The sequence below is a fragment of the Streptococcus sp. OH4692_COT-348 genome, assembly GCF_003859975.1.
GTDB lineage: Bacteria > Bacillota > Bacilli > Lactobacillales > Streptococcaceae > Streptococcus.
On the sequence record NZ_RQZB01000007.1, the window covers coordinates 1 to 13,372 of the forward strand.

Annotated in this window: 7 protein-coding genes and 3 pseudogenes; all 10 read left to right on the forward strand. The window is 32.8% G+C overall.

The features are described from left to right. The coding region (locus EII37_RS05350; protein ID WP_124787838.1) for an LPXTG cell wall anchor domain-containing protein at nt 1-223 on the forward strand (223 nt) is incomplete at its 5' end. A 627-nt stretch (nt 224-850) separates the two neighbouring features. Continuing rightward, the gene (locus EII37_RS05355) at nt 851-2,947 is read left to right on the forward strand and encodes a glycosyltransferase (protein ID WP_124787839.1); all 2,097 of its coding nucleotides are present in this window, start codon (nt 851-853) and stop codon (nt 2,945-2,947) included. Further along, nucleotides 2,937-3,803: a DapH/DapD/GlmU-related protein gene (locus EII37_RS05360; protein ID WP_124787840.1), complete on the forward strand. Its 867-nt coding sequence runs from the start codon at nt 2,937-2,939 to the stop codon at nt 3,801-3,803. Before EII37_RS05355 ends, EII37_RS05360 begins: the two co-directional genes overlap by 11 nt. 116 nt (nt 3,804-3,919) lie before the next feature. Next, nucleotides 3,920-4,385 (forward strand): annotated as a pseudogene (locus EII37_RS11540) (glycosyltransferase family 2 protein); the annotation flags it as partial. Nucleotides 4,386-4,653: 268 nt separating this feature from the next. Continuing rightward, nucleotides 4,654-5,874 carry a glycosyltransferase family 8 protein gene (locus EII37_RS05370; RefSeq protein ID WP_124787841.1) on the forward strand — a complete coding sequence of 407 codons (1,221 nt, stop codon included), beginning with the start codon at nt 4,654-4,656 and terminating at the stop codon, nt 5,872-5,874. Nucleotides 5,875-5,886: 12 nt separating this feature from the next. Further along, nucleotides 5,887-7,099 (forward strand): annotated as a pseudogene (locus EII37_RS05375) (glycosyltransferase family 8 protein). 239 nt (nt 7,100-7,338) lie between these two features. Next, on the forward strand, nt 7,339-8,349 hold the full coding sequence (locus EII37_RS05385; RefSeq protein ID WP_124787842.1) for a sugar transferase: 1,011 nt from the start codon (nt 7,339-7,341) through the stop codon (nt 8,347-8,349). 9 nt (nt 8,350-8,358) lie between these two features. Further along, entirely contained in the window at nt 8,359-10,797 is a 2,439-nt protein-coding gene (locus tag EII37_RS05390; RefSeq protein WP_124787843.1) for an SP_1767 family glycosyltransferase, read from the forward strand. 29 nt (nt 10,798-10,826) lie between these two features. Further along, nucleotides 10,827-12,056: a glycosyltransferase gene (locus EII37_RS05395; protein WP_124787844.1), complete on the forward strand. Its 1,230-nt coding sequence runs from the start codon at nt 10,827-10,829 to the stop codon at nt 12,054-12,056. 56 nt (nt 12,057-12,112) lie between these two features. Further along, nucleotides 12,113-13,240: pseudogene (locus tag EII37_RS05400) on the forward strand (glycosyltransferase). Nucleotides 13,241-13,372 lie beyond the last annotated feature (132 nt).

Here is a 13,372-nt window from a genome sequence, read left to right on the forward strand (position 1 = left end):
AAGTGCAAGCCAATCAGCAAGCACAAGTGCATCTGAGTCAGCATCAACAAGTGCAAGCCAATCAGCAAGCACAAGTGCATCTGAGTCAGCAGGTAAGTCTAGACAGCAATTGCCAAATACAGGTACAGAAGCTTCTAAGTCATCTGTACTCCTTGGAGCTTTAGCAGCTGTGGGAGGTCTAGGTCTGATCGCGAAACGCCGTAAACGTGATGATGAAGAATAATCGGATTAACAATACATAAAAAGTAGTATTATTTCGATGTATAGAGAATCCCTTGGATGAAAAATCATCCAGGGGATTTTTCATTCAAGGGGCATGTCGTGATTTGAAGTGCTAGTCAGATGCGGTCAGCATCCAATAATACAGTATATTGAATCTAGAATAGTATAATGCCACTTCTAAATTATTTTTAGAAATTGCTTTACCTTACCTAATCATTTTATAAGAAACATATATATTAGTGTAATTATTTATTCGTTTATTTGAGGGATTTACGATTAGAAAATATCTGACGAGCATAGGAAAGCAGTGTGAAATGCCTAATCCACCAACACTCGGATAGGTATACTGGTCGAAAAGAGACTAATCATTCTTGTTTCATGGGTTTTGGAGGTATCGTAGATCAGATTGCCTGTTAATCTTAACTGATTTGTGTCCTTATCTTTATATATTATCGCGTCTTTTTAACTGGTTTGTTCTTGTTTTAATGATAAAACATGATATAAGAAAAACGAGCATCTTCAACTGCAGCTATACTCGTTTTTTCAGCCTTATTCGATTATTAAAAGTAGGTAGAGGGTGAAAAATAGGGTAAAAAATGTTATAATATTAGGAAAGGAGAAAGGTTTCATGACTGAAAAAATTACGGTAATTGTCCCAGTTTATAATGTTGAAAATTACCTGAATAAATGTCTAGATAGTATCATAAAACAAACATATAAAAATCTTGAAATTATTGTTGTCAATGATGGCTCTACAGATAATTCGGGTACAATTTGTCAAGAGTATGCACAAAAAGATGAACGGATTGTTTATATTGAAAAAGAAAATGGTGGTCTATCTGATGCACGAAATGCAGGTTTAGAGAGAATGACTGGGTCTTACGTAACTTTTGTCGATTCAGATGATTGGATTGAATTAGATTATGTAGAAACCTTATACACAAAAATAATTGAGTATCAGGCAGATATTGCAGTTGGGAATTACTATTCTTTCAACGAAAGCGAAGGAATGTTCTACTTCCATATATTGGGAGATTCCTATTATGAGAAAGTGTATGACAATGTTTCCATCTTTGAGAACTTGTATGAATCTCAAGAAATGAATAGTTTTGCTTTGATATCTGCTTGGGGTAAACTTTATAAGGCAAGATTGTTCGATCACTTACGCTTCGACATAGGTAAATTAGGAGAAGACGGTTACCTCAATCAAAAGATTTATTTGTTGGCCGAAAAGATTGTTTATATCCATAAAGGAATTTATTCTTATCGTATCAGAAATAATAGTTTATCTAGAACTTGGACAGAAAAATGGATGCACGCCTTGGTTGATTCCATGTCTGAACATATCACTTTATTAGCCAGTCTAGGATATCCTTTAGAAAAACATTTAGCTATTTATCGTCAGATGTTGGAAGTCATTCTCGCGAACGGTCAAGCTAGTGCTTTATCCGATACAGCAACCTATAAAGAGTTTGAAATGAAAAGAACTCTTTTAAATCAGTTGTCAATGCAAGAGCAAAAGGAAAAGAAAGCCATTGTTCTAGCGGCGAATTATGCCTATGTAGACCAAGTATTGACCACGATTAAATCGATCTGTTATCACAATCGTTCGCTTCGTTTTTATCTGATTAATAGCGATTTTCCAAATGAATGGATTAAGCAATTAAATAAGCGTTTAGAAAAGTTTGATTCAGAAATTATCAATTGTCGGGTAACGTCTGAGCAAATTTCCCGTTATAAAACGGATATTAGTTATACAGTGTTTTTACGCTATTTCATAGCTGATTTCGTTCAAGAAGACAAGGCCCTCTACTTGGACTGTGATTTACTCGTAACGAAAAATCTTGATGACTTGTTTGCTACTGACTTACAAGATTATCCTTTGGCTGCTGTTAGAGATTTCGGGGGAAGAGCCTATTTCGGTCAAGAAATCTTTAACGCAGGTGTTCTATTGGTAAACAATGCTTTTTGGAAAAAAGACAATATGACACACAAGTTGATTGATTTAACCAATGAATGGCATGACAAGGTGGAACAGGCTGATCAGAGTATCTTGAATATGCTTTTTGAAAATAAATGGCTGGAATTGGGCTTTGATTATAATCATATTGTCATTCATAAGCAGTTCACTGATTATCAATTACCTGAAGGTCAGGATTATCCTGCTATTATTCATTATCTTTCTCATAGGAAACCTTGGAAAGATTTGGCAGCTCAAACCTATCGTGATGTTTGGTGGTACTATCATAGTTTGGAATGGACAGAGTTGGGACAAAATCATCATTTACATCCATTACAAAAAAATCATATCTATCCTGTAAAAGAACCGTTCACTTGTTTAATTTATACTGCTTCGGATTCTATAGAACAAATTGAAACATTGATTCAATCCTTGCCTGATATTCAATTTAAGATTGCGGCTAGAGTGATGGTCAGCGATCGATTGGCTCAACTGACAGTTTATCCAAATGTGACCATTTTTAACGGGATTCACTATTTGGTAGATGTTGACAATGAATTGATAGAGACGAGTCAAGTACTTTTAGATATTAATCATGGTGAAAAAACAGAGGAAATTCTCAATCGATTTGCAAGACTTGGGAAGCCTATCTTAACCTTTGAAAACACCAAATCCTACGATGTTGGTCAGGAAGTATATGCTGTTGACCAAGTTCAAGCAATGATTGAGAAATTAAGAGAAGTGGAAGATAGACATGGAGTTTGAAGATTCTGTAAAGTTATTAGGAGATTTTCATCATATAGAGATATCTCCTACTGCTACTATTGAACTAGGAACGGATGTTACATTTCGTTCATTTATAAGTTTGGAAGTATCTGATAATGCTAAATTAACACTAGGAAATAGAGTTTTCTTTAATGATCATTGTACGATTCGTTGTGGTAAAGAAATTGAAATTGGTAAGGATACCATGTTTGGAGATGGGGTAAGAATTTTTGACCATAACCATAAATATTCAAATTACCATATCGAAAAAATTAAATTTACTGCTGACAAAATAACTATTGGAAAAAATTGTTGGATTGGAACTAATGTTGTCATTTTAAAAGGAGTGACGATTGGAGATAATGTCATTATTGGAGCAAATGCCCTGATTTATAAAGATATACCAGCTAATTCTATCGTTATTTCTCAAGAGGATTTGAAAATCATTCCTAGGAAACAACACCAGTTTCACGTTTTCACTTTAACAGCTTCAGACACTTTAGAAAATTTAGACTATCTTGTTCAGAATCTGCCAGAGGTAGCTTTTCATATAGCGGCTAAAACAAATATTTCGGATTATCTTGAAAGTTTCAATCGTTATGAGAACGTGAATATATACACAAATGTTCATCATGATGATATTATTGAGGACTTGTTGAAGAAATCAGATATTTATTTAGATATTAACCATTGGGGAGAGGTGGATGGTATTGTTAATAGAGCAATAGAACAGAATAAGCCTGTTTATGCTTTTGAGAATACTAATCATGATTCAAGTGGATTTAGTAAAGTTTTTCGACAAGAAGATGCAAATGGAATGGTGACAGAGATACAAAAAATTTTAGGAGAAAAGTAATTATAGTATGGAAATGAATTAATCAGTATCGCAGATCCAGTCTATAACGTTGAGAATTATTTACGAATGTACTTGGACAGTATTCAGAATCAGACGTATCAAAGTTTGAGGTTTTATTAATCAATGATGCCTCCCCAGACAATTCAGCATATATCTGTAGAGAATATCTTGCTAAGGATACTCGTTTCCGTTATTTTGAAAAAAGAAAATGGTGGATTATCTTCAGCGAGAAATATTGGAATTGAACGTTCGATAGGGACATATCTTACTTTTGTAGATTCTTCTTACTTAGAAACTTTATATGAACTGATGATAAAGTATAATGTAGATGTTTCAACAGTTTATTATGGTGCTTATGATGAGGAAAGAGCTTATGAATATGGAGATGAGTATGAGAATGTTTATAGTGGGAGAAAAGTAGTCGAACAGCTACCTCAATTTGAAGGAGGAGACTCAAAGTTGCAAACTTCATGGTGTATATTGTCAAAACGTGAACTATTTGATCAAATAACATTTCTAGCAGGAAGGATTAAAGAAGATATAGGTACAAATTATAAGTTATTTATGCAAGTAAAAAAATAACTTATATATCGTATTCGAAAGATTAGCATTTCAAATAATGGTTTTTCAGAAAAAATGATTAGAGATAATCATGATTTGAGATTGGAAAGGATTACGATGGTAGCATAAAAAGATTACGATATAAGTCAGTACGTTTAACAACATCATTTTTATCTAGACTATTGGCATCGAATTGCAAATGAAAAAGGACTAGAAAACAGTATTGAAACTAAGAGGCTAGAGGAATTAGACTTTTTATTAACAGGGATAATCTATGAGGAGAAATAAAGTGAAAAAAGCAATCGTTCTTGGAGCAGATAATGGTTATTTAAATAAGCTAGAGACTACAATTAAGTCGGTATGTACGCATAATAGAAACTTAAAATTTTATATTTTTAATGATAATCTTCCGAGCGAATGGTTTCAAGTTATGAATAGACGATTAAAAGTAATTGATTCAGAAATTGTCAATGTCAAGATTTCGAATCATCAATTAGAGGGCTATCATCTTCCAAGTGCTTATTTATCCTACGCTACATTTTTTAAATATTTTATAGCAGATTTTGTAGTGGAAGAAGAAGCCTTATATCTTAATTCGGATATAGTAGTGACTCATTCGTTGGATGAACTATTTCAGGAAGAATTAGGAGACTATTGGATTGCTGGTGTTCGGGACTATTTTGTAAAAGGGTATGAAAATCGCTTTAATTCAGGAATGATGTTGATTAACGTTAGTAAATGGAGACAAGAAAATCTTTCTGCAAAACTAATTGAGCTAACAAATAAACATCATCAAGAAGTTTTTGGGGATCAAGGTATTCTCAATATGGTATTTGGGGAAAACTGGAAAAAATTGGATCGTAAATACAATTTTATGGTTGGTTTAGATAGTTTAATTCATATCGCTGTTGAGGCAACTCCAGAAGCACTATCATCGTGGTACAATTCAGCCCTTCCTGACGATGTTTTGCCTTATATCATCCACTATACAGGAGAGAAACCTTGGTTGCATATGAGTCAAAATCGTTATAGAGATATTTGGTGGTTCTATCAGGGGCTAGATTGGTCGGATATTTTGTTACGTAAAGAAAGGGTATTTCAGACATATCAAGATTTGACAGTTATTCCTAAGGCATACACAGCTATTTTTACAAATAGTTGTGAGCTGGAGCAAGTAGAATATTTAATAGAAAATTTACCAGATGTTCATTTTTCTATATTAGCTCATACTTTGGTTGCCTCTAATATTATTGATTTAATGAGATATCCTAATGTAACAGTTTATCAACAGTACAATCGTTTTTCTTATGATAAAGTAATGAAAAAATTAGATTTTTATTTAGATATAAACTATCATGATGAGATTGATGATATTACAAATGTAGTAATGAATATGGGGAAACCAGTGTTTTCTTTTTCAAATACAAATCATTGCAACGAGGGAGCTCAAGTATTTTCTCCTACCGATCCAGATAAAATGGTTCAGGAAATTAGAAAGTATATAGATTAAGAGGATGGATAAATGACAAAGAAAGTTATTGTTTTAGGTGCAGATAATGGCTATCAAGATAAGGTAGAGACAACAATTAAATCAATTTGTGCTCACAATCGTAATTTGAAATTTTATGTCTTTAATGATGATATTTCATCAGAATGGTTTCAATTAATGTCTAAACGACTGGAACCTTTATTATCTGAAATCGTTAATGTGAAAATAAGTGGTAATAGTTTAAGAGCTTATCATCTTCCATTGCCCCATTTAAGCTATGCAACATTCTTTCGTTATTTTATTCCTCAATTTGTAAAAGAGGAAAAGGCTCTCTATTTAGATTCAGATATTATAGTAAGAGGAGATATTGAAGAATTATTTTTGACTGACATGACGGATATTCCTATAAAAGCTGTTCAAGATGAGTTGGTTCCAAGCACGTTTAATGCTGGAGTAATGTTAATCAATGTTGAATTATGGAGAACAGAAGGAGTAACAGACAAACTTATTGAATTAACAAATGAATTTCATGATAGTTCTTTTGGAGATCAAGGAATTTTAAATAGATTATTTGAAAATCGTTGGTATGCTTTAGGTTCTTCATATAATTTCATGGTTGGAATGGATACAGTTGCAAAAAATTATCAAATTGATAGCTGGTATATCGATTCGTTGAAATTAGAAGATTCAGCAAAGATTATTCATTTTACAGGAGACAAACCATGGTATCAAGTGAATTTAAATCGCTTTAGAGAAGAGTGGTGGTTCTATTATTCTTTGGAATGGTCTGATATTGTGATGAGAAAGGCCGACTTTTAAGAAGGGCTTAAACTCACTTATAGAAGCACCACTCTATCATACAGCTATCTTTACAAATACTTGCAATATAGAGCATCTGGAATACTTGATTAGAGAATTACCGCAGGTTCACTTTTCAATTCTGGCTCATACAGGATTTGCATCTGAAATTGTTGATTTACAACGATATTTAAATGTACGAATACTACCTTCATTCAATCCGATGAATTTCAAAAAGATTTTAGAAAAGATTGATTTCTATTTGGATATTAATCATGAAAATGAAATTGCTAATATTATTGAAGAGGTATATCAAATTGGAAAACCTATTCTTTCATTTGATAATACTTGTCATAATGTAGAAAAAGCAAGTTTTATCTGTGAATCTAAGAGACCGGAAAAAATGGTAGATGCGATTAAAGAAGTCTTAAATGTTGCCGGATACTAAAATACAGGTAGTTAAAGAATTGATACTTACTGGACATGGAAGATACTTCTAAGAGTTTCAAAGGTGGTCTATTCTAGTTAGTTTGGGTTATGATTTAATAAACCATATTTTGATTGACAGAAATCAATTAGATAGTTTTGAAGAAGAACAAAATATGCAGTTCACAGAGATTTATAGAAGAATGATGGAAAAATTGTCTTTACTTCCGTAGATACTAATAAAAGATGAGATAATACAATATGAAACTACATTTAACAAATTTATACGGTATGGCTGGTGATAGTACTGTTATTCTAGCTCAAAATGCTGTTCAAAAAATAGCCAGTCAACTGGGATTTAGAGAAGTTGGTATTTATTTTTACAATATTGCTTCAGATAGCCCTTCTGAAATGAATAAGCGTCTGGATGGGATTATGGCCAGTATTTCTATTGGTGATATCTTAGTCTTTCAATCTCCTACTTGGAATGGCTTTGAGTTTGATCGAGTCTTGTTTGATAAGCTGAAGGATATGCAGGTGAAAATTATTTGCTTTATCCATGATGTTGTTCCTCTCATGTTTGATAGTAACTATTATCTCATGAAAGAGTATATGTATATGTATAATCTATCGGACGTTTTGATTGTTCCATCTGAACAGATGAAAGAACGCCTGATGGAAGAAGGCTTGACAACTAAGAAAATCCTTGTTCAAGGTATGTGGGATCATCCTCATGATTTGTCCTTATATACCCCAGAGTTTAAAAAAGAACTCTTTTTTGCTGGAAGTTTAGAGCGTTTCCCAGACTTACAAAATTGGTCTCAAGATACGCCTTTAAGAGTATTTTCAAATAAAGGGGAGGCTAGTTCTAGTGCTAGAAATCTTAGCATTGAAGGATGGAAAAAAGATGAGGAGTTGTTGCTAGAATTATCAAAGGGTGGATTTGGCCTTGTCTGGGGAACCCATCAAAATGAGGGAGAAAGTAACCAATACTATACCTTAAATATATCTCATAAGGTTAGTACCTATCTAACAGCTGGTATCCCAGTGATTGTACCGAGCAGCTTATCAACTGCTAAATTTATAGTAGATCAAGGCTTGGGCTTTGTGGCGGATAGTCTAGAAGAGGTTCATGAGATAGTTGATAAAATGAATCTACAAGAATATCAAGAAATGACGAATCGTATCAAGACATTTAGCTATCTGCTAAAAGAAGGTTATTTCACTAAAAAGTTATTGGTAGATGCAATCTATCACTTAGGAATTGATTAAGAGAACAAGATGATTAAAACAATTGTATTAGCTGGTGATCGTAATTACACCACGCAGTTAGAAACAACTATAAAATCTATTCTATACCACAATTCAGATGTTAAGATTTATATTTTAAATCAAGATATTATGCCAGATTGGTTTCGCAAGCCACGCAAAATAGCTCGCATGTTAGGTAGTGAGATTATCGATGTTAAACTACCTGAACAGACTGTATTTCAGAATTGGAAAAAACAAGCTCACATTAGTTCGATTGCTTATGCTAGATATTTTATCCCAGATTATATACAAGAAGATACGGTTTTGTATTTAGATTGTGACTTGCTTATCAATGATAAATTAGATAATCTATTTGAGCATGATATAGAAGAACGTTATATAGCAGCGATTAGAGATGCAAATGGTCAAGGTTTTAATACTGGTGTTCTACTAATCAATAATGAAAAATGGCGACAAGAGAAACTAAAAGAACGACTAATTGAACAGTCTATCCTAACAACAAAGGAAGTTGAAGAAGGTCGTTTTGAACATTTTAATGGAGATCAAACGATTTTCAATCAGGTCTTGCAAGATGATTGGTTAGAGCTAGGTCGAGCTTATAATCTACAAGTAGGGCATGATGTTGTGGCTTTGTATAATAATTGGCAGGAACATCTAACTTTTAGTGACCAACCAGTGGTGATTCATTTTACGACCTACAGAAAACCTTGGACTACCTTGATAGCCAATCGCTATCGTGATTTATGGTGGGAATTCCATGATTTGGAATGGAGTCAGATTTTACAACACCATATAGGAGAGTTTGAACTTCTACCTCGTCTAGATAGAGAATTTTCGTGTTTAACTTTAACTAATTCCCAAGATTTAGAAGGAATAGAGGAGCTGGTTACAGCTCTACCAGATGTGGTATTTCATATTGCGGCATGGACGGATATGGGTGAGGAACTAACAAAATTAGCTGTGTATGATAATGTGAGATTACATCCACAGATTGTTCCACCTGTACTGGAAAAACTGAAAAGAAAAGTGGGTATTTATTTGGATATCCATCAGGGATTGGAAGTTGAAAGTATCTTGAAAGATGTTGATAACCTTGGGATTCCTATCCTAAGCTTTTCCAATACACAGCATGGAATGTATAACCAAATGGTATTTGACAAAGAAGATATCAATTTAATGATAGAAGCTATCAAAGACTATGCTAGCCATTCTCGGTTTTTAAAAGATTATAATCAGGGGACATTTCATTGCTTAATATTTACAGATACACAAGACATTGAACAATTAGACTATTTAGCTCAATATCTTCCACATGTTATTTTTGATGTCGCAGCTTGGACAGATATGGGGCCTAAGTTATATGAACTACAAAATAACTATCGAAATATTCGTTTACATCCAGCTATAACTATAGAAAAATTAGAACAATTAAAAGTAAGAATGGGCTTGTATTTGGATATTAGCTGTGGTCATTCGACACATGATATTGTGAAGTCAGTTTATGAAATGAATAAAATCATTTTCTCTTTTGAGAGTACCCAACATGGCTCTTTTGGACAACAGATATACTCTTCAAAATCACCTGAACGTATGGTAGAAGATATTAAAAATCTTATTTCTGGAACATTCCAAGCAAGAAGACCAGCGATTATTGTTAAGGATATCGATCAAACTCTAGATTATATAATAGAAAACCAATCTTCTATTATTCGCTTTGGAGATGGAGAGATGGATTTAATGTTAGGGAAATCTATTCCTTATCAAGTCTATGATGAGAATCTTGCAAGTCAGTTGAAAGAGATTATTTCTCTTCAAAGTGATGAAAAATTAGTTATCGGCTTACCAAATGTATTTGCTGATCGTTCTAATTTTACACCAGCAGCGGAAGCCTTCTGGAAGGGACATTTAGAATATCATTTAAAAGATTATGTAGAATTAGCTAGAGCAGATTGGTATGGGACTACATTTGTATCTAGACCATACATTGATTATGTGGATAAATCTCAATCATTTAGTCAATTTGAAAAATTAAAACAAATTTGGAAGGATAAGGACATTCTGATTGTAGAAGGAGTAACTTCTCGTTCAGGTGTAGGTAATGATCTATTTGATGGAGCAAATTCAATTAAGCGGATTATCTGTCCCTCCCATAATGCTTATGCGCGTATAGAAGAGATTCAAGAAGCTGTATTACAGTATGCTGAAAATCGCCTTATTTTATGTATGCTTGGTCCTACAGCTAAAATTTTATCCTATAATCTTTTTAAGAAGGGTTATCGGGTTCTAGATATTGGTCATATTGATTCAGAGTATGAATGGATGAAAATGGGAGTTGATACAAAGGTTAAATTGCATCACAAGCATACTGCGGAACATAATTTTGATCAAGATATTGAATTTATAGAAGATGAGGCATATAATAGTCAAGTGCTCACTGTCTTATCGTAATGAATTACCTTAAACTTAAAGGAGATAAAATGTTAGAAGATAAAAAAGCTGTAGTTTTTGCAGGAGACTATGGATATATTAGACAGATTGAGACTGCCTTGAAATCTTTGTGTTATCATAATAGTGGTTTGAAAGTTTATATTTTCAATCAAGATATTCCTCAAGAGTGGTTTCGTTTTTTACGCCCAAAATTACAAGAAATAGGAAGTGACTTGATTGATTGTAAGTTAATTGGCCCACAGTTTCAAATGAACTGGTCAAATAAACTGCCACATATCAATCATATGACCTTTGCACGCTACTTTATTCCGGATTTTGTAACAGAAGATAGAGTTCTCTATCTTGATAGTGATTTGGTTGTGACAGGTGATTTAACCGATTTGTTTGAATTAGATTTAGGTGAAAATTATTTGGCAGCAACTCGATCTTGTTTTGGAGTAGGAGTTGGTTTTAATGCTGGAGTTTTGTTGATTAACAACCAAAAATGGAAATCTGAAAATATTCGACAAAAATTGATTGAACTAACAGAAAAAGAACATGAAAATGTGGCAGAAGGAGATCAGTCCATTTTGAATATGCTTTTTCATGATTGTTACAAAGATTTAGATTGGAACTACAATTTTCAAATAGGATTCGACTATGGTGCTGCAGCACATAATCATGAGTTTATTTTTCAGATTTCATTAAATCCATTACCGGCAATTTTACATTTCTTATCTCAGGATAAACCTTGGAACCAATTTTCTGTAGGTAGATTAAGGGAAGTTTGGTGGCATTATAACTTACTCGAGTGGTCTGAAGTTGTTAAACATTGGAGTGAACAAGGTCTTTGTTATACTGTTGAAAAATATCTACCAAAATTTCATTGTGTCAACTTAACTAATTCTTGGAATGTTGAAAAAATTGACTATCTTATACAGAAATTGCCCAATGTCCATTTTCATCTTGCGGCATTTACAAATATGTCTGGTGAGTTGGTTTCTCTTTCTCGCTTTCATAATGTGACTTTATATCCAAATATATTGCCTCTTTTAGTAGAGAAAATAGTTGAGAAATCAGACTTATATTTAGATATTAATCACGACGGAAAAATGGACATGGTTTATGAGTATGTGAAAAAACATCACAAACCAATGTTAACATTTGATAACACATATTTCTCTGGTATATCTGAAGAATCTTATGTTGGAATTTGTCATCATGATAGTCCTGATGAAATGGTAGAAATGATTAAAAGTTTTATGGAAGGAAAGTCATGAGAAAATCAATTGTCTTAGCAGCGGATAATGCTTATTTAGTTTAGTTAGAGACAACAATTAAGTCGATTCTTTGTCATAATACAGAAGTTGATTTTTATATTTTAAATAGTGATATAGCACCAGAATGGTTTAAGTTATTAGTTCCTAAATTAAAATATTTTGATTCCAGTATTAAAAATATTCGTTTGGATTCTAGTGACTTTAAAGATTTTAAAACGGCAAATTCTATAAACTATGCTACATTTTATAGATTTTTAATCCCTAACATTGTTGAAGAAGGTAGAGCTTTATATCTTGATTGTGAGTGGTGATTTAAGTCCCTTATTTGAATTAGATTTTAATGGCTATTCTATAGCAGCAGTACAGGACAAATATGGATAGGAACTTTCTATTAATGGTTTCATGCTGGAGTATTATTAATCAATAATGATATGTGGAGAGATCAAAATATTACGCATGAGTTATTGGTATTGACAGAAGAAAAGCAAGAACAAGTGGTAATGGCTGATCAAAGCATTTTAAACATTTATTTTGAAAATCGATGGTTGCAATTGGATTATGAATTTAATAAATTAATAGGACTAGATTTCCTTAATACGTCAGGAAATTTAGAAAATTTGGAACGTTGTAGACCAGTAATAACACATTTTGCAAGTCATGATAAACCTTGGAACACGTATAGTGTATCGCGTCTTCGAGAATTGTGGTGGGTATATAGAGATTTAGACTGGTCTGAAATGATATCAAGAAAAGCAAATTTTAATTATTTTGAAAGAAGTAATCAATCTAAGAAGACTGCTTTTATTGCGACATGGGTTTTAGAAGTAGAGCACTTAGAATATTTAATAAAGTCTTTACCTGATTGGCATTTCCATATCGGAGCTCCAGTATATTGTGCTCCTGCTTTAACCAATTTATCAGTTTATGAAAATGTAACTCTTTATCAGAGTATCATTCACAATAGGATTGAATGGATATTAGATGATACAACAGTCTATTTAGATATCAATCTCGGCGCAGAGGTTCTGGATGTTTTGTCCAAGGCCAGAGATAGAGGGATAAAAATATTTACGTTTGATAATACTAGGAAATCCTCAGATGATAGTATTTACGATGGTATTTTTTCTGTAGACAGACCTGACGAAATGATTGAAGTGATGAAGAGCTTGGGAAATGAAAAATAAGATGGATGATAGATGATCTACCATTCCAAATTTTGAGATATGCAAATTAAGAGATGGACTTCAAAAAACCAGTTAAATTTGTGTTAGTAATTATAATTTTCAATGATTTACTTGTTTAAGACTTAGTCATAC

What these genes read in the sequence shown, in the direction of transcription:
- EII37_RS05355 (WP_124787839.1), top strand. Translation starts at nt 851, where the DNA reads ATGACTGAAAAAATTACGGTAATTGTCCCAGTTTATAATGTTGAAAAT.
- EII37_RS05360 (WP_124787840.1), top strand. Translation starts at nt 2,937, where the DNA reads ATGGAGTTTGAAGATTCTGTAAAGTTATTAGGAGATTTTCATCATATA.
- EII37_RS05385 (WP_124787842.1), top strand. Translation starts at nt 7,339, where the DNA reads ATGAAACTACATTTAACAAATTTATACGGTATGGCTGGTGATAGTACT.
- EII37_RS05390 (WP_124787843.1), top strand. Translation starts at nt 8,359, where the DNA reads ATGATTAAAACAATTGTATTAGCTGGTGATCGTAATTACACCACGCAG.
- EII37_RS05395 (WP_124787844.1), top strand. Translation starts at nt 10,827, where the DNA reads ATGTTAGAAGATAAAAAAGCTGTAGTTTTTGCAGGAGACTATGGATAT.